Here is a 16,378-nt window from a genome sequence, read left to right on the forward strand (position 1 = left end):
CGCGACGAAAGCTAATAGAATTAGGTTTTTGACTAATCTTCGTAGCATTCGTCATGGCGCGTGCCGGCCTTACCGTGGACAAACTCGTCGAAGCCGGCGCGCAACTCGCCGATGAAGCCGGTTTCGAGCAGCTCACCGGCGCGGCGCTCGCGCGGCATTTCGACGTGAAGCTGGCGAGCCTGTATTCCCATATCCCGAGCTTCGACGATCTCAAGAGCCGCATCGCGCTGTTCGCGCTGCAGGAACTGGCCGATCGCGCCGCCGACGCGCTGGCCGGCCGCACCGGCAAGGACGCGCTGGCCGCGCTCGCGAACGTCTATCGCGACTACGCACGGGCGCATCCGGGCCGCTTCGCCGCCGCGCGCCATCCGGTGAGCGCCGAGCGCGCCGCCGCGAGCGCGGGCGGGCAGCTCGTCAGGATGACGTCGGCGGTGCTGCGCAGCTACGACCTGCCGGATGCCGAGCACGCGCATGCGATCCGCCTGCTCGGCGGCTTCTTCATGGGCTACGTGACGCTCGAAAACGCCGGCGGCTTCTCGCACAGCGCACTGGATGCCGACGCGTCGTGGTCGCGCAGCCTCGATGCGCTCGACGCGATGCTGCGCCACTGGCCTTCGCCCGCATGACGCCCCGAACGGAACCCAAGCGATGAAAGACAAACCCGACGGCGTCGTGCTGCCGAGCCGTGTCGTTCCCTTCCCGACCTCGATCAGCGATGAAGCGCGCGCCGCGCTGCAACGCCTGACCGGCGACGACGGCGTGCCGCTGAACGCGCTGCACGCGATGCCGGCCGTCGACGACATCGACGCATGGATGCGCGTGAAGGCCAGCGCCGACGCGCATTACGCGACCGCTGTCGCGCAGTTCGCCGGCTCGTTGCGTTCGGGCGTCGAGACGATCCGGGTCGGCGCTGCGGACGTGCACGTCGCGACACCCGAAGCGGTGCCGTCCGGCGCATGCGCAATCATCGACCTGCACGGCGGTGCGCTGATCGTCGGCGGCGGCGCCGCGTGCCGTGCCGGCGCGCAAATGCAGGCCGACCGGCTCGGCATTCGATGCTACGGCGTCGACTACCGGATGCCGCCCGAGCATCCGTATCCCGCCGCGCTCGACGACTGCGTCGCAACCTATGCCTACGTGCTGAAGCATTACGCACCGGAAAACGTCGTCATCGGCGGCCGTTCGGCCGGCGGCAATCTCGCGGCCGCGATGGTGCTGCGCGCCCGCGACGAGGGCCTGCCGCTGCCGGCCGCGCTGGTGCTGCTGTCGCCGGAAGCCGACCTGACCGAATCCGGCGACAGCTTCGAAACCAACCGGCTCGTCGATGTCGTGCTGCCGGCGCCGCTGATGGCGAACAACCTGCTCTACGCGAACGGCGCCGATCTCGCCCATCCGTATCTGTCGCCGCTGTTCGGCGATTTCGCGGCCGGCTTCCCGCCGACCTTCATCCAGAGCGGCACGCGCGACCTGTTCCTGTCGAACGCCGTGCGGCTGCATCGCGCGTTGCGCCGCGCACAGGTGCCGACCGAACTGCACATATTCGAAGGGATGCCGCACGGCGGGTTCATGGGCGCGCCGGAGGATATCGAGCTGAGCCAGGAAATCGCGCGCTTCGTGCATGCGCACTTGCATTTGCACGCATCGAATTGAGCGAAGATGAACGGCAACGCACACAAGAACGACTTCGGCATCGGCCCGGATCGCTGGATCGCCTGCGGCGATCTTGCCGGCGGCCACGCGCAGGCGATCGACGTCGATCCGCATCTGGCGGCCGTCATGCCGTTGATCGACGCGCTGGAGATCCACTGTGTCGCCGGATGCTGCGGCATCGATGCGCTCGGCCTCTGGCCGGACGACATCGCCGTTGCGCTCGACACATGGGAACCCGACGCATTGACACGGCTCGTCGATGATCTGCTGTCGGTTCGGCACGCGATCGAGGCGCTGCCGTCCGATATCGTCGTCAGCATGCGATCAACCAGTACTTCCGGAAAACGGTGATGCTCGAGCTGCTCGCCCATATCCGGACGACGGTCGACGCGATCCGCTCGACCCGCGCTGCCCCGCGCGCCTAGATCAAGCCACGTACGCCCGCGACCAGCTGGATCGCGCCGAATACCGCGACGACCGCTGCCGACATGCGCGACAGCCCGTGCATGAACGCGAACGACAGCTTCGCGCGCAGCGCGGCGGTCGCGCTGCTCAGGCACAGCCACCACGTGGCCGAGCCGACGAACACCCCGGCCACCATCCACGCGACGGTCGCCCACATCGCGCCTTCCCGCGCCCCCGGCAACGGGCCGAGCGCCGCGAAGATCCCGACGAACGACACGATCGTCATCGGGTTCGACAGCGTGAGTCCGAACGTCGTCAGGAAATCGCGCAGAACGGTCGTACGCGGCAACTCGCGCTGCCCCACCGGTGCGGCCGGCGGCTGGCGCGCGATGGTCCATGCGAGCCACACGAGAAACGCGCCGCCGCCGATCTTCAGGCCGACGGTCAGCATCGGGAACGCGGTGACGATGCCCGCGACGCCCAGCGCGCCGAGCAGCCCGTAAATCGCATCGGCGCACGCGGCGCCGATGCCGGTCGCGAATCCGGCCCGGAAGCCGCGGCTCAGGCTGCGCTGAATGCACAGCATGCCGATCGGGCCGACCGGCACCGCGATCGACAGCCCCATCACGACGGATTTGATGAACAACATCGCCTGCTCCTTTCCCACATCCAGTGGCTCGAACAGGCATCGTAGGGAAAATCCGCGCCCCGCTGAATGCGGTTTTTGAGGAAAAATGGCGGCTCTACCTTAAAAACTCCCGCCGCGATGGACGATCTGGACTGGAAGATACTGGCGCTGTTGCAGGACAACGGACGCCTCAGCTATACGGAGCTCGCGCGCCAGGTCCACCTGTCGGTGCCGGCCGTGACGGAACGCGTGAAGCGGCTCGAAGCAGCCGGCGTGGTCGAAGGCTACACCGCGCGGATCAATCCGTCCGCGGCCGGCTATCCGGTGAGCGCGCTGATCGGCATCACGGTGCAGCAACCGGCGAAAGCGAAGTTCCTCAAGCTGCTGGAGACGATTCCCGAAGTCGTCGAATGCCATCACGTGACGGGCGCGGATTCGTACGTGATGCGGTTGGTCGCCGTCAGCATGGCCCATCTCGAACAGCTGATCGAACGCATCAACCTGTACGGCGAAACGCGCACGTCGATCGTGATGTCGACGCCGCTGCCGGCGCGCGGGCTCGCGCGGCCGGCGTCGAAGCCCGGCGACACGCGCAGGTAGCGGGCCACGGTTTCGGGATTGTCCGATGGTCCCGGGCGGGACCCGTGAGCGCCGATGGCGGTCCTTCCCTGGTCATTCGGCCGGGTTCCCGTATGACGCGGTACGGGCCGGCTATTTTCCGGCCACGCCGCCGAGCAGGCCGCCCACCAGCGACGTCACTGGCGCGAGCGGATTGGAGAGACCGCCCAGCGACGAGCCGCCGCCGCTCGTACTGGTCGCGGAGCCGTTGTGCACGGTCGCCGGGATGCCGCCGACCACGCTCGTCACCAGACCGGCAATCGGCGCCGCGCCATTCGCGCCGCTCGGGTTCACGAGGCCGCCCGCATTGGTCACCGTGTTGCCGACCGCCCGGACGAGACTGCCGGCAGCGCCGACGATCGGCTGAGGCGACGTGGACGTCACCTGCCATTCGGCCGACGTAATCGCCCCGCCGACCTGTCCGAGCAGGCCCGCGACCGGCTGCCCGAGGCCGGTTGCGGTGCCGACCTGCTGCGTGAGTTGGCCCGCCGTCGTCACGACCGGCGTGATCGCGGTGCTGATCGCTTGCGTCGCCTGCTGGACCGGGCCCGACGACAGCGCCGAGCCGAGCATGGCGCCGCCCGACTTCAGGCCGCCGGCCACCGTGTCGAGCAGGCCGCCGACGGGCGTCGCGAACGGCGCGAGCGGCGACAGCGGGCCGGCGCCGAGCGCCTTCACCGTTTCGCTGAGGCCGTTGACCGGGTTGCCGGTCGAGCCGACGAGGGTGCCGAGGCCCGCGACCGTCCCGCCGACAGGGTTCGGCGTGAAGCCGATCTGGCCGATACCGTTGCTCACGGCATTCGTCGTATCGCGGATGATCGTGCCGACGCCGGTGACCGTGTCGGCCGGCCCGGCCGTCGCGGCCTTGCCGACCCCGGGCAACGTCACGTCGCCGAGCGTCGCCCCTGCGGCCAGCACGACTGCGCCGGCGGAACTGATGATGCCGTTCGTGCCGGGTGTGCCGCTGGTTCCGCTCGTTCCGCTCGTTCCGCTAGTCCCACTAGTCCCACTAGTCCCGCTAGTCCCACTAGTCCCGCTAGTCCCGCTAGTCCCGCTAGTCCCGCTAGTCCCACTAGTCCCACTAGTCCCACTAGTCCCACTAGTCCCGCTAGTCCCGCTAGTCCCGCTAGTCCCGCTAGTCCCGCTAGTCCCGCTAGTCCCGCTAGTCCCGCTGGTTCCGCTGGTTCCGCTCGTACTCGTCCCGATAGTGTTACCTGCCGGCGTCGGTGCCGTAACGTCCCCACCGCCGCAGCCCGCGAGTGCACACGCAGCGGCAACGGCGGCGAGTGCAACATTCGCCGTGATGAAGTGATCTTGCATGGAAGCCCCCGTTCGCTATTCAGCCGATCACTCCACCAAGCATCTACCGTGCCATTTCCATCGGCCTCCTTCACAGTTTCACAGTCGCCTTGCAATGGACGTCCACGCCGCGCGGCGGGGAAGCGCGCATCGGATGCGGATCGTGCTGCCCGGCTCAGCCCGGGCAGGCATTCCGATAACACTGACGTAACACCGGCCCTGCGTTACGTAGCACAAGAAGGGAAAAACCGACGGCGCCCACCCGTGCGCACGCCGGATCGTCGTCACGGTCGCTTCACCAGCTTCACGATCGTCAGTGTGCCGTTGACGTTTTCCACCCGAACCCGAACCTTGTCGCCTACATGCAGCGACGGGATCATCGCCGCGTCGCCGGCCCTGAATGCCATCGTCATCGGCGGCATCCCGATGTTGTCGAGCGCGCCATGCTTCAGCGTCACGCGCCTGCGCCCGGCGTCGATTTCCTTGACTTCGGCATCGGTCATTTTCGAATCCTGCGCCAACATGCTCGCATCGCCTGAATTCATGCCCGACATGTCGCCGCCCGCGAGCGCCGGCATTGCAATGACCGCCATCGCAAACGACATGGCGACAGTGTGAAAGCGGATCTTCATCGAGCGTCTCCCGTCGCACCCGGCGTGTTTCTGCCGCCAGCCGGTGCCGCGCATCACACGATCAACGTCACACCGGCCCACGCAATCAGCACGACACCCAGCACGCGGCCGATACGATCGCCGCCGGGCACGACCTTTTCCACGAACACGAACAGCGACAACGCGACGATCCACACGACATTCATTACGCCGCCGACGAACAGCAGCGCCATCAGCAACCAGCAGCAGCCCACGCAAACCACACCGTGCCGCGCGCCCAGCAGGAAACTGCCGGCAACGCCCGGACGCCAGTGCGCAACCAGGAACGCCGCCGGCGCACGGCATTGCCGCAGACACGCGCGTTTCAGCGGCGAGAATTGATAGAGCCCGGCCAGCGCCAGCACGATGGCGGAAAGGAGTGCGCTCTTCGACCACAGCATCATCGCGGAGATCAGCCCGGCCGGCTGCAGCAGCGCCTGAAGCAACGCCGCGCCGATCGAGAACGCGAGCCATGTCGTCAGATAGCCGGCCAGCAGCGCCACCGACGTGAACGCCGATCCCGCCGCTCCGTTGCCGTGCTGCCGCAGCACGCGCCGGTACAGCATCACGAGCGGCGCGGCGCCAGGCGTCATCATCGCGATCATCATCACCCACCACATCGCGATCACGGTCGGCAGAGACGGATCCATGCTGCCCATGCCATCCGCCAGCCGATGCGGAAACAGCGCGACGGTCGTCATCTCCCGTGCCGACATGCCGGTTCCCGCGCCGGTCCACAGGTAAAACCAGCACAGGCCGACGAGCGCGGCCATGCCGAGCAGCGTGACGGCGCGCTCGCGCGCGAGCCATGTATCGACCGGCGTCATGCCGCGACGCGATGCCGGATCAGCCCGTGGTTGTTCAGATGCAGCCGAGCGAATTGCGCATAGGTTCCGTCGAGATTCAGCTCGATGTTGCCCTGCGAGCGCCCCGTTCCCGAACCGATCTCGGCCAGCTCGTATTCGAAACCGTGCGGCAGGTCGATCCGCACACGGTGCTCGTCTCCCGTCACCGGATTGCGGATCGGTTCGCCGGCGGCATCGAACACACCGTCCACGTGAATCCGGCCCCGCCGCGCGTCGACATCGACGTCGAAATCGATCGTCGTGAAGATCGGATCGAACGCGTGCTCGAGCGTCGACGCATACACCGAGAACATCGTCGCGAATGGATCGGTATCCTGACCGGTCATGATTTTCAGCACGGCGTCTCGCTGCGCCGGACTCGCGCGCTCGTCGACGATCGGCTGGCACTTGCCTTTCCCTTCGTGAACCGCACCCGGCCATTGAAACACCACCGCGATCCTGACGCCGTCGAGCACCACGTCGCCGTAGTGGCCGCGGTCGATCGAAATCGCGCCCATCGCTTCGCAGCTGCCGTTGGTCGGCAACGCATTGAACTGGCAAGGGCAACCGTATGAGCAATTGCAACTGATCATTTCGGTACCCTGAATCTCCCACGGCGTCATGGCTTCACCTCGCGCTCGGAAACGGACGAACGCTTCGAATCTAGTGCACGCGACCGGGGAAAGCAAAGCGATAACGACAGCATGAAAACCGCGGGTTTCGGCCTCACGTAAGACGTTTCGGGATGGGTTCGCGCGGTTGTGCCGGCAACCGTCCGGTCACCCCGTTCTCACACGAACAGCGACACGACGATTGCACACCACACCGCGCTCGCGCCGCACAGAAACACGCGTCGCGCGACGAACATTCGCGACTCGTCGTCGGGCGTTTTCATCGGCGACGTCGCGAGAAACGGCACGCTGGCGAGGCACGCGAACCCGGCCAGCGCGGGAACGATCACGACGTAGTCGCCGAACCGCCAGGGCAATGCTTCGTGCCATCCCCAGTAGCCGAGAAACAGCATGCCGATCGAGAACATCGTCGCCGCGGCCGAGCTGAGCGCGACCACCGATCCTGCTGGAAATTGCACGGGAACCTCCCCTCGCGCAGCGCGCGATGCAACGCCTGTCGCCGGAGATCAGCATGATCTCGTCCGCCGGCAGCGGAATCAGCGTTCGTTTGGGACGCGAATGCATCGAGCGCACCGTCTCCACTCGTCAGCGAATGCGCGTTGTCACGGATTGACGGATTCGATCCGGTCGAGCGGTATTTCGTGCCCGTTCAATCGGGCAGCACCTGCATGACGTGGCTAACCCGGTTTCTTCGTGCCCTGCGCAACGGAAATCCACCCGACCACCGCCGCGGCGACCCAGCAACAAGTGATCATCAAGTCCAGATCCATCCAGCCCTGGAAATTCGTGCTGTTTTCGAAGCTGCAGCGCTGATGGCCCCTGACCCACATGCAGCCGCTGATCAACTGCTGGACGTGCATGTAGATGCTGTACACGGCAACCGCCGACGCGATGACGGCGACCCGCAGGCTTAGGCTCTTTTTCATTGACGCTGAAGGCGTGGGATGGTCGTGGGATGGTCTCCCGACGATCTTAAGCCAATGGCGATGCGTGACGCAATCGATCCGGTGTCGACCCGATTGACCGGCACGCGTAAAGAGCGTCGATTCCGACAGCGGCGAGCGGATGCGGGACGGCGCGGGTCGGCGCTCGCCGACTCTGGCCCCCCGCCCGGCGTCCGGACTGTCAATCCGGACGAGACGCATCGCCACCGACGGCGGCAAAGAACGAAACCGTACTGGCCATTCTCGCCGCGCGAACGCGAGCGACCTCGATCCGCGTCAGGTCGTATGCATACTCGTCCCGTAGCACACGGAGCCGGTCCGAACTGCCGTTATCGAACTGGCGACGGGTCATCTCCAGAACGGTCCGTTGCCGTCGCGCGACCGCGCTACGGGCCTGCAGCGCGGTCGCATCGCGATCGATTTCGGTCATCGCATCGGCGACGCTCTGCAACGCGCCCAGCACGACCTTCCGGTAGTCTTCGAACGTGGCATGGTAAGCGGCAACCGCCGCATCCCGCGCCGCACGCAATTCTCCACCATGAAAAACCGGTGCGCTGAGCTGAGCACCGATATTCCAGATCGTCGTACCGCCGGCGAACAACTGACCGAGCACCAGCGGTGACGACCCAATGCGCGCATCCAATTCGATCCGCGGGTAAAGATTGGCCGTGGCAATGCCGGCCAGCTCGCCGGCTATATGCAGGCTCGCCTCCGCTGCGAGAATGTCGGGCCGTTGCCGCACAAGCTCCGACGGAACCACCGATGGCAGATCCTGCGGCAACTGCAAATCGTCCAAGCGAAACTGCGGCAGCGATACGGGCGATGGAACACCGGCATAGACCGCAAGTTGAAACCGAACCTGCAGCAGTTCCGCGCGCAATACCGCCAGTTCTGCCTCGATTCGATCAGCGTCCGAATCGCCATCGATCGTTTCCCGATACGCGACGCTGCCGATTTCATGCCGTTCGTGCAGCATCTGCCGAACGGCTTGCCGGTTCTGCAACACTGCGTCGGTCAATTCGATTTCGTCGCGCAGCCGCCCTTCCCGGACCACCGCAGCGATGATATTGCTGGCCAGTGTCAAGCGTGCAGCGTCTGCCTGATGCTGTCTCAGAGCCGCTTCGTACCGTTTCGCCGCGATCCGATGGCGCTGCGCACCGAAGAAATCGAAGTCGTATCGGACGTTCACGTTCGTGTTGTAGAGCATGAACGGGGACGGGTTCGGAATCATCGGCAAGCCGGCAGCTGCGGTATTCAACTGCTCCCTTTTGGCCGACGCGCCGAGGTCGATCTGCGGATAGCGACTGGCACCGTGTTGTCCCGCAAGATACTTCGTGGCCTCGATCAACCGCGACTCCGCGCTCTTTACGGACGGACTATCCTGCATCGCCTGCTCGACGAGTGCATCCAGCGCCGGCGAGCCAAAGCGCCGCCACCAACGCGGATCGGGTTCGCCACGCACACCCGCGTCATTGCGATCGATCGACCTGGCACTCATTCCCATGAAGGTGGAAGGCAATGCCAGCTCGCCCGCGGAGCGTGGGATAAACGCGGGATGGCTGCACCCCTGCACCGCGACGATGGCAACCGCGATCAACAGGACCGCAATCGCACGGCAGGCGCGGCGGCGTGGAGAGGTTCGTTGTGCCATCGTCGTTCAATCGAGCGTGGTTCGGTACGCGAGCAGGCCGACCGTCATCGCAACCAGCGCGAAAACGACCATTGTCGCGGCATCGGGCCATACTTCGTTCCATCCGCTCCCCTTCAGAAGGACACCTCGAATGGCCCGGTTGAAATAGGTCAACGGCAATCCGTTGCCGAGCAGACGCGCCCAGCCCGGCATGCCTGCAAACGGAAACATGAATCCGGAGAGCAGGACGCTCGGCAGGAAATAGAAGAACGTCATCTGCATCGCCTGCAACTGGTTGCGTGCGACCGACGAAATAGCGATGCCAACCATCAGGTTCGCGACGATCAGCAACGATGCGAGGCAATAGACCGTTACAGGATTGCCTTCAAACGGCACGCCGAACACGAACCGGGCCGCCAGCAGGATGATCGTGCATTGCAGGAGGCCAATCAGAATGTACGGCACGATTTTTCCGCAGATCACCTCGATCGAGGTTGCCGGTGACGCGAGGATGTTCTCGATCGTTCCGCGTTCACGTTCACGCGTGATGGCGAGGCTCGTCATCATGACCATCGTCATCGACAAGATGACGCCCATCAATCCGGGGATGATGTTGTACTGCGTAATGCCGGCCGGATTGTAGATCCGGTGCACGCGGGCCGAGAATATTTGCGGTGACGCAGTTGTCGCCAAGGCCCCCGTCAAATCCTTGTTCAACACCGTCTGCGTCATCGTATTGAACGCGGCGATCGCATTTCCCGTTGCCGCGGGATCGGTCGCATCCGCCTCGACCAGAATTTCCGGACGCTCGTTGCGCACCAGCCGGCGCGAGAAGTCGTGCGGCACGCTGACTACGAACTGCACGGTGCCCTTTTGCAGCGCGTCACGGGCCGCCCGTTCGGAAAACAGGCCGCCCCGGACATCGAAATATCCCGTGTTGCGCATACCGGCGACGAGCGATCGCGAAAATTCGCTTGTGTCGTCAGCGAGCACGATCGTCGGAAGATGCCGAGGGTCGCTGTTGATCGCAAAACCGAACAGCGCCAGCTGCACGATCGGCAACACGGCGATCATCCCGAGCGTCACGCGATCGCGACGGATCTGAAGGAATTCCTTCGTCACCATGCTCCACCAGCGGGAAATCGAGAATTCGATCATGATCAGCCGGGCTCCCCCGATGCGTCCTTCATCAAATGCAGGAAAACGTGCTCGATATTCGTCGCGATTCTGTGAACCTCGACACCATCGCCGCAGACGGCTGCGAGACTCGCCGCAAGCATGGCCTCGTCGCGTCCCGATACGTGCAGTGCACGACCGAACGCAATCACCTGTTCGATGCCCGGCCGGCCCTTGAGCCGGTCGTTCAGCCGGACGAGATCGCCCCCCGACACCGACCAGGTATGGAGCGCGTGCCTCCGTACGAGATCACCGGCCTCGCCGTGTGCCAGCAGCGTGCCGTACGAGATGTAGGCCAGCTTGTGGCAACGCTCGGCCTCGTCCATATAGTGCGTGCTGACGAGCACCGAAATACCGCGGGCCGCCAGACGGTGCAGTTCCTCCCAGAACACCCTGCGCACGCCCGGGTCGACACCGGCCGTCGGTTCGTCGAGCAGCAGTAGTTCCGGCGACTGCAACAGCGCAGCGGCAAGCGCCACCCGCTGCTTCCAGCCGCCCGACAACGAGCCGGTCAGCTGGCTCGCGCGCGACTCCAGACCCATCTCGGCGAGAATTCGCGCGACGCGTTGCTTTCGCGCGTCGATCGCATACAGCCGGGCGACGAAGTCGAGGTTCTCCCGCACCGTCAGATCGTCCCAGTACGAAAAACGCTGCGTCATGTAGCCGACTCGTCGCTTGATCTCCCGGCATTGCGTCAGGATGTCGAATCCGAGACAGGTTCCGCTGCCGGAATCCGGCGTCAGCAATCCGCACATCATGCGCAACGAGGTTGTCTTGCCACTCCCGTTCGGACCGAGAAAGCCGAATATCTCGCCGCGGCCGACCTGCAGGCTCAGGTTCTTGACGACGTGCCGGGTGCCGAAATGCTTGTTCAGATCGCGCACATCGATCAGCGGCATCGCACGGTTCATGGCGTCACCTCGATCGGCAGGCCGGGATGTAGACTCCGCGCGGCAACGGTATCGGGCCGCGCCTCGACGAGAAACACCAGCTTCGAACGCGCATCGTTGCTGTAGATGACCGGTGGCGTATATTCCGCGTCCGACGCGATATGGCTGATCGTCGCCGTATAGCCGCGTTCGCAGCCGTCGCATGCGATCCTCACGACACGACCGACGTGTAAATTGGCCAGCGCGGCCTCAGGCACGAAGAAGCGCACTTTCGTATTGCGATCGACCAGAATCTTGACTACCGGGTTGCCGGCGACGACCCACTCGCCCGGCGTGAAGAACGTATCGACGACGACGCCCTCGCCGGGGGCCTCCACGGACAGTTGCCGGTATTGCGTCTGCAACCGTTCGTATTCGGCCCGCTGTGCGTCCGCGCTCTGTCGTTGAGAATGCAGTTGACCGTCGCGTGCCGGCAAACGCGCCGTCCTCAGTTGACTGGCGAGCTCGCTGACTCGTGCTTTGTCCACCCGGGCTGCCGCACGTTCGCGTTCGAGCTGATCGCGCGAGATCGCCTGTATCCGGTAGTCGTCTTCTGCACGCGCGAGCCGTTGCGTTGAAAGGGCGGCGCTCGCCCGGGCCTGTTCGATCTGTGCCTTCACCGTATCGATTTCCGATGGGCGCTTGCCCTGCTGCAGGTCGCCAAGTACGTTCAGCGACGATTGCCACTGGTGATACTGACGCTTGATCGCCTGTTCCAGGTCCGGCGCGCCGATCTCGAAGACGACCGCGCCCGATTCGACACGATCGCCGCGCGCCGCGCGCAATGTCTTCAGGTTTCCCGCGTATGGCGCAGACAGATAGGAAAACTGCCCTTCGACATAGCCGTGATACGTTTCCGGCGACTTGGTACAGCCCGCGGCGAAGAAGCACGCGCAAACGAAGCCGTACCCGACCCACCGGGGCATGAGCGTGATGCGTTCCATAGTGAAAGAACCGAATGTGGCGCGGTTGTATGCGATGAACGCTTACGCGGTCGGCGCGCGATGGCCCGACTGGCATCGAGCGCCGATTCGCTGCCTGTAGGCATCGAAAAACTCCGCGGCTGCAGCTCGCCGGATTTCCGTCACGTATTGCGTGCAGCAATGGTCTCCATCGGCGAACAACGTCAGCTTGACGCCGTCGGTTCGCCCGAGCTCGTTCAGGGTATCGCGCAGCCATGTCTTGTCTGCGACCGACACCAGCGGATCGCGGCCGCCATGAACGATGTGGACACGGGCACGGATCTTTCCGAGCATCGTGACGTCGCGGATGGCGAAGTGGTCGACCGAATCCCGGGCGTCGTCGAGCGACGTAATGCCGAGAATCTGGCAAAACTTGCTTTTCAGGAAGAAAGGCAGCTTGTTGAATTGGCGCGCATCGACCGGGCCGCCCAGATCGAGAATCGCTCCAACACGCGAGTCGACTGCTGCAATCTTGTAAGCCCACATGCCGCCCCAACTGATACCGGCAATGGCATAGCCTTCCGTGTCAATTCCCGGATAGTCGGTCAACGCGTCGACGGCCGCGACGATCGCCTCGTCGAAGTTCTCCGGCCACGTCGCGCCATCGAGCAGAAATGTTTCGCCTTGCCCTGGGCCGTCGATGCACAACACGGCAAAACCCGCTTCGGAAAACAATAGCTCGCTCGCAAGATGCTCTTCCTTGACGTCGTCCATGCCGTGCACGATCACGACCAACGGAATCGGCCCCGACGATAAGCTCGGTTCCGGCAAATGCAGGTTCGCCCACATCGGTTTGCCTTGCCAGTCGATGCGCATACGGGCGAATCGCGCACCAAATGCCCGGCGTTCGGCCTCGATGTAGAAGTCTCGACAGTGCCGATAGGCCCTCGTCTTCGCCTCCGAAAGCGGCAGGCAGCCCCATTGGACCAGATGGGCGAGGAACGACAACCGCCGGTAGTGCGCAATGGCATCGTCGCCAGACATCCCAGGCAGCATCGCCTCGACCTGCCGAATCTCGGCTTGCAGGAAGTCCATGCCTTCCGTCGGCCAGTCGGAAAGACCGTCTATCGCCGCAAGGAAGCGATCGAGCGTGTTCTGGTCGAACAGCGCCGCCCGCCAGCGATTCCAGAACGGCCGCGTGATGTTCTTCACGCCCACGACGCGCGACAGCGCGAAGACGGCGCGACTCAGAATGTGATCGGCAAAGGAGTAGGTCTCGGTTTCGCTCAGGTTACGCATCGTGATTACCCTGCCTAATCTTCACGCCGAGTTCGGCGGCCTCCTGCTCGCTCAAGCCGAGCATGGTTGCGCCGAGGCGCACGATGGCCGGATCCGGCGAGCCCGCGGCCGCCTGATCCGGCGCGTACCCGAGCCGACGTTCGTTCGCGTCGATGACCTGATACAGATCGAAACCGAATCTCGAACGCATGACCGCCCGGCCCAACTCGTTGATCATGCAATTCGAGCTGCATGCGCCCGTATTTTTCGGGCGGATCCAGTCATATCGATCGATAAGCGCAATCTGGATCTCCCGCTCGGGCTTGCGCACGAGTTCGTAGTACGGCACGAGCACGGTCGGAAACCCGATCTTGTCGGGATCCGCATCGAGCGAAGCCGCGTGATCCGGGATCGCTTTGCGGAACGGCTGCACGAACCTGGCGACGAGATCGTTGACCTTCGGCAAGGCTTGCGCCGACAACACGCCCGCACCCTCCAGATTCAACCGGTTCTGCCCTTTCTGCGTGCCGATGAAGCACAGCGGAATGCGATGACGATTCGCAAAGGCGCTTGCGCTGACCGCGATCAGCGAAAAACACGGCCAGCACGCGGAGCCGTACGTCATGGCTCCCTTCTGTAGATCGACATCCGAGTTCCCGTCGATCGAAAATCCTGATCGGAACAGCGTATCCGCAAGCGCTTTATCCGGACGTTCGATCACAAGCGGAATACCGAGTTTGGCGGTGACGCGCCGTGCACTCTCGAGTGTTTGCGGCGACTGGTAACCGGGATCCAGCATCCACGCGCAAACATTCAATCCTTTCTCCGCCAGTTGAACCAGCATGTAGGTGCTGTCCTTGCCGCCGCTGTAGAGCACCATCGCGGAATACGTCGAACGCGGTTCGCGTGCCGGAATCGAATCGAGCATGGCGGCCGCCGTCCCGAGACCGCCGTCACCGACGATTGGCAAGCGTTTCGCGACCGACAGCGCCTTGTGACGCCAGGTTCGTTCGCCGTGGGCGCTGGAAATAATCGCATCGAGCAACCATTCGTGATCGGCGTCTCGTTCGTATTCGCGGCGGCGCCGATCGGATTGCATGCCCGAACAGTGTGCGCATAGCGCCGACGCTACGGTCTTGTCGACGTCGGTGCCGTTCATCAGCGCGTCGTAGTGCAACGGCATCCCGCAGCGATTGCATCCTCGATAGATCGGGATCGTCTTCACGAACGGCCTCCTCGCTCGCCGGACAATCCGTCCCCATCGCGCAGAAAACGGCGGAAAGCGGTCACATCAAGCACATGCTTTCCGCATTGGAGGGATGGAATTCCGAACTTCAGCTCATCGAACGCGCGCTCGTAGGCGAGCAGTTGTGCCACATCGGCCTCGCCGATATTGCTTGCGAGCTGCGGCAGACTGGCGCGTAATACCCCCTCGGCCAGGCACGACCATGAGACGACGCTGCCGTGTCCGACGTCATCGGCGAAATCGAACGGAAAGAACGACCGATATGCGGTCGCACCTGCATCGACGAGCCCTGCGTCGCACGGAAGGATGTCGCCACGTGCCCGCACGCGCGCCCACGCTGCGTTGCGATCCCAGCAATATGGCTGGCTGTCGTCGATCAGGATCGTGCCGGCGCGCACGAGGTCGATATCGAGGATGGATGGCGTGCTGACCGCACTGACGATTACGTTGGCATCGCGGTAGCACCGGCTGCCATCCGGCAACGCGTAACGCGTCGGAAGCACCTCTACCGATACCCGCATCGGTGAACATGCCATCACTTCGTCTGCAATCGCGCGAACCCTGTCCTGCTGTTGCAGCGTGTCGACGAGGATCAACTCCGCGGGTCGCGTGGCCCGGGGCGAGTGCGCCAGCAGCCTCGCTACTCCCGCGCCCACACTGCCAACGCCAAGGATGGCGAGGACCGCATCGCCACCGCTCAATCCCGACTCGGACAGTGCCTTGTCGATCTGCCGGACGATCGAGACCGACGTCACCGCATGGCCGGTCGTCAATTCGATACCGAGTTCCTTCGAACGTGCTTCGATGCGGCGGCCGTAATTCGTCAGCGCCCCCGTCAGGCCGCCCAGGCAGACATGTCGTGCGCCCATCGCGGCCGCCTTGGTCAACCCCTCCTTCTCCATGCGACTGCGACTCGATGCACGCTTTCTCGGATCGAGCATGTCTTCCGCGAGAATCGGCAAAAAAAGGATTCCGATGTTGATGCCTTTCGCCTCGATGATCTCGCCATAGACGGGTTGCAGACAGTCCAGCAGATCAGCGAGTGCGTCGCCGTCGAGCATGCCCGCCCACGGAAACATCCGCTCGACATCGGCTCTATCGCGCGGATGAGTCAGCAGAACGACGTCCACGTCGCGCGGCGCACCGCGTCTCAGCCATTTTCTCTGCGCGGAAGGACCAAAATAGACATTCGATGCCGTTGCGGCTCGGGATTCTTTTGTTTCATCCATTGATGCGCCTCCATCATTAAAATTCGAATAGACACGACAAATCCATACAGGATGGATTTAAATTCGATCAGATGTGGTAAACCGCAAACCCGAATGCGACTAGACCAAAGAAAAACCCGCAAGCGAAGCGAATCGCCATCGTCAGTTGGGACGCACGATGCAGGAAAGTAAAACTCGGGACGAAGCAAAAACCCCCTAGACTGGCGACGGATTCTATTTTTATGGAATCAATGCGTCAATGCATGACGATGCGCCTTTTCATTCTAATTTTGAGATTGAGGTGATAATTTTCAGTTTGAAACAAATTTATCACTAGG

Annotated in this window: 18 protein-coding genes; 4 read left to right on the forward strand and 14 right to left on the reverse strand. The window is 63.7% G+C overall.

Going from position 1 to position 16,378, the window contains the following annotated elements:
* Nucleotides 1–74 precede the first annotated feature (74 nt).
* From HWX76_RS09535 to HWX76_RS09545, 3 genes are read left to right on the forward strand one after another with little or no spacing between them, the layout of a single operon-like run.
* Complete coding sequence (locus HWX76_RS09535; RefSeq protein WP_244137955.1) at nucleotides 75–626, forward strand: TetR-like C-terminal domain-containing protein; 552 nt, start codon at nucleotides 75–77, stop codon at nucleotides 624–626.
* Nucleotides 627–648: 22 nt separating this feature from the next.
* Nucleotides 649–1,650, forward strand: a complete 1,002-nt coding sequence (locus HWX76_RS09540; protein WP_050014097.1) for an alpha/beta hydrolase — start codon at nucleotides 649–651, stop codon at nucleotides 1,648–1,650.
* Between the two features lie 6 nt (nucleotides 1,651–1,656).
* Nucleotides 1,657–2,001 carry a DUF6331 family protein gene (locus HWX76_RS09545; protein ID WP_244137956.1) on the forward strand — a complete coding sequence of 115 codons (345 nt, stop codon included), beginning with the start codon at nucleotides 1,657–1,659 and terminating at the stop codon, nucleotides 1,999–2,001.
* A gap of 70 nt (nucleotides 2,002–2,071) precedes the next feature.
* On the opposite strand, the gene HWX76_RS09550 is transcribed toward HWX76_RS09545, so the two are convergent.
* Nucleotides 2,072–2,704, reverse strand: coding sequence for a LysE family transporter (locus HWX76_RS09550; RefSeq protein ID WP_050014098.1), 633 nt, complete (start codon nucleotides 2,702–2,704; stop codon nucleotides 2,072–2,074).
* Nucleotides 2,705–2,821: 117 nt separating this feature from the next.
* Between HWX76_RS09550 and HWX76_RS09555 the strand changes: the two genes are divergently transcribed.
* Nucleotides 2,822–3,283 carry an Lrp/AsnC family transcriptional regulator gene (locus HWX76_RS09555; protein ID WP_050014099.1) on the forward strand — a complete coding sequence of 154 codons (462 nt, stop codon included), beginning with the start codon at nucleotides 2,822–2,824 and terminating at the stop codon, nucleotides 3,281–3,283.
* Between the two features lie 111 nt (nucleotides 3,284–3,394).
* On the opposite strand, the gene HWX76_RS09560 is transcribed toward HWX76_RS09555, so the two are convergent.
* The 13 genes from HWX76_RS09560 to HWX76_RS09620 all read right to left on the reverse strand — a co-directional run bounded on the left by HWX76_RS09560 (nucleotide 3,395) and on the right by HWX76_RS09620 (nucleotide 16,061).
* Nucleotides 3,395–4,621: a collagen-like triple helix repeat-containing protein gene (locus HWX76_RS09560; protein WP_176015735.1), complete on the reverse strand. Its 1,227-nt coding sequence runs from the start codon at nucleotides 4,619–4,621 to the stop codon at nucleotides 3,395–3,397.
* Between the two features lie 263 nt (nucleotides 4,622–4,884).
* Nucleotides 4,885–5,232 (reverse strand): copper-binding protein, encoded by a 348-nt coding sequence (locus HWX76_RS09565; RefSeq protein ID WP_050014173.1) that lies wholly within the window; start codon nucleotides 5,230–5,232, stop codon nucleotides 4,885–4,887.
* Between the two features lie 53 nt (nucleotides 5,233–5,285).
* On the reverse strand, nucleotides 5,286–6,077 hold the full coding sequence (locus HWX76_RS09570; protein WP_050014101.1) for a DUF2182 domain-containing protein: 792 nt from the start codon (nucleotides 6,075–6,077) through the stop codon (nucleotides 5,286–5,288).
* Nucleotides 6,074–6,718 (reverse strand): DUF1326 domain-containing protein, encoded by a 645-nt coding sequence (locus HWX76_RS09575; protein ID WP_050014102.1) that lies wholly within the window; start codon nucleotides 6,716–6,718, stop codon nucleotides 6,074–6,076. Before HWX76_RS09575 ends, HWX76_RS09570 begins: the two co-directional genes overlap by 4 nt.
* Nucleotides 6,719–6,885: 167 nt before the next feature.
* Nucleotides 6,886–7,185 (reverse strand): hypothetical protein, encoded by a 300-nt coding sequence (locus tag HWX76_RS09580; RefSeq protein ID WP_050014103.1) that lies wholly within the window; start codon nucleotides 7,183–7,185, stop codon nucleotides 6,886–6,888.
* A 219-nt stretch (nucleotides 7,186–7,404) separates the two neighbouring features.
* The gene (locus HWX76_RS09585) at nucleotides 7,405–7,653 is read right to left on the reverse strand and encodes a hypothetical protein (protein ID WP_050014104.1); all 249 of its coding nucleotides are present in this window, start codon (nucleotides 7,651–7,653) and stop codon (nucleotides 7,405–7,407) included.
* 199 nt (nucleotides 7,654–7,852) lie between these two features.
* On the reverse strand, nucleotides 7,853–9,322 hold the full coding sequence (locus HWX76_RS09590) for an efflux transporter outer membrane subunit (RefSeq protein ID WP_080334270.1): 1,470 nt from the start codon (nucleotides 9,320–9,322) through the stop codon (nucleotides 7,853–7,855).
* A 6-nt stretch (nucleotides 9,323–9,328) separates the two neighbouring features.
* Nucleotides 9,329–10,459 (reverse strand): ABC transporter permease, encoded by a 1,131-nt coding sequence (locus tag HWX76_RS09595; protein WP_089489396.1) that lies wholly within the window; start codon nucleotides 10,457–10,459, stop codon nucleotides 9,329–9,331.
* Between the two features lie 2 nt (nucleotides 10,460–10,461).
* Nucleotides 10,462–11,388, reverse strand: a complete 927-nt coding sequence (locus HWX76_RS09600) for an ABC transporter ATP-binding protein (protein ID WP_050014107.1) — start codon at nucleotides 11,386–11,388, stop codon at nucleotides 10,462–10,464.
* A complete protein-coding gene (locus tag HWX76_RS09605) occupies nucleotides 11,385–12,350 on the reverse strand; it encodes an HlyD family efflux transporter periplasmic adaptor subunit (RefSeq protein WP_050014108.1) in 966 nt (321 codons plus the stop codon). Before HWX76_RS09605 ends, HWX76_RS09600 begins: the two co-directional genes overlap by 4 nt.
* Before the next feature lie 42 nt (nucleotides 12,351–12,392).
* The gene (locus HWX76_RS09610) at nucleotides 12,393–13,607 is read right to left on the reverse strand and encodes an alpha/beta fold hydrolase (protein ID WP_176015736.1); all 1,215 of its coding nucleotides are present in this window, start codon (nucleotides 13,605–13,607) and stop codon (nucleotides 12,393–12,395) included.
* The gene (locus tag HWX76_RS09615; RefSeq protein ID WP_050014110.1) at nucleotides 13,600–14,811 is read right to left on the reverse strand and encodes a phosphoadenosine phosphosulfate reductase family protein; all 1,212 of its coding nucleotides are present in this window, start codon (nucleotides 14,809–14,811) and stop codon (nucleotides 13,600–13,602) included. Before HWX76_RS09615 ends, HWX76_RS09610 begins: the two co-directional genes overlap by 8 nt.
* Entirely contained in the window at nucleotides 14,808–16,061 is a 1,254-nt protein-coding gene (locus HWX76_RS09620) for a hypothetical protein (protein ID WP_150123330.1), read from the reverse strand. The genes HWX76_RS09615 and HWX76_RS09620 overlap by 4 nt, the downstream gene beginning before the upstream one ends.
* Nucleotides 16,062–16,378 lie beyond the last annotated feature (317 nt).

This window comes from Burkholderia sp. BCC0398, assembly GCF_902833245.1.
Taxonomy (GTDB): domain Bacteria; phylum Pseudomonadota; class Gammaproteobacteria; order Burkholderiales; family Burkholderiaceae; genus Burkholderia; species Burkholderia sola.

What these genes read in the sequence shown, in the direction of transcription:
- HWX76_RS09545 (WP_244137956.1), top strand. Translation starts at nt 1,657, where the DNA reads ATGAACGGCAACGCACACAAGAACGACTTCGGCATCGGCCCGGATCGC.
- HWX76_RS09575 (WP_050014102.1), bottom strand. Translation starts at nt 6,718, where the DNA reads ATGACGCCGTGGGAGATTCAGGGTACCGAAATGATCAGTTGCAATTGC.
- HWX76_RS09585 (WP_050014104.1), bottom strand. Translation starts at nt 7,653, where the DNA reads ATGAAAAAGAGCCTAAGCCTGCGGGTCGCCGTCATCGCGTCGGCGGTT.
- HWX76_RS09600 (WP_050014107.1), bottom strand. Translation starts at nt 11,388, where the DNA reads ATGAACCGTGCGATGCCGCTGATCGATGTGCGCGATCTGAACAAGCAT.
- HWX76_RS09540 (WP_050014097.1), top strand. Translation starts at nt 649, where the DNA reads ATGAAAGACAAACCCGACGGCGTCGTGCTGCCGAGCCGTGTCGTTCCC.
- HWX76_RS09550 (WP_050014098.1), bottom strand. Translation starts at nt 2,704, where the DNA reads ATGTTGTTCATCAAATCCGTCGTGATGGGGCTGTCGATCGCGGTGCCG.
- HWX76_RS09560 (WP_176015735.1), bottom strand. Translation starts at nt 4,621, where the DNA reads ATGCAAGATCACTTCATCACGGCGAATGTTGCACTCGCCGCCGTTGCC.
- HWX76_RS09590 (WP_080334270.1), bottom strand. Translation starts at nt 9,322, where the DNA reads ATGGCACAACGAACCTCTCCACGCCGCCGCGCCTGCCGTGCGATTGCG.
- HWX76_RS09570 (WP_050014101.1), bottom strand. Translation starts at nt 6,077, where the DNA reads ATGACGCCGGTCGATACATGGCTCGCGCGCGAGCGCGCCGTCACGCTG.
- HWX76_RS09610 (WP_176015736.1), bottom strand. Translation starts at nt 13,607, where the DNA reads ATGCGTAACCTGAGCGAAACCGAGACCTACTCCTTTGCCGATCACATT.
- HWX76_RS09565 (WP_050014173.1), bottom strand. Translation starts at nt 5,232, where the DNA reads ATGAAGATCCGCTTTCACACTGTCGCCATGTCGTTTGCGATGGCGGTC.
- HWX76_RS09620 (WP_150123330.1), bottom strand. Translation starts at nt 16,061, where the DNA reads ATGGATGAAACAAAAGAATCCCGAGCCGCAACGGCATCGAATGTCTAT.
- HWX76_RS09595 (WP_089489396.1), bottom strand. Translation starts at nt 10,459, where the DNA reads ATGATCGAATTCTCGATTTCCCGCTGGTGGAGCATGGTGACGAAGGAA.
- HWX76_RS09555 (WP_050014099.1), top strand. Translation starts at nt 2,822, where the DNA reads ATGGACGATCTGGACTGGAAGATACTGGCGCTGTTGCAGGACAACGGA.
- HWX76_RS09605 (WP_050014108.1), bottom strand. Translation starts at nt 12,350, where the DNA reads ATGGAACGCATCACGCTCATGCCCCGGTGGGTCGGGTACGGCTTCGTT.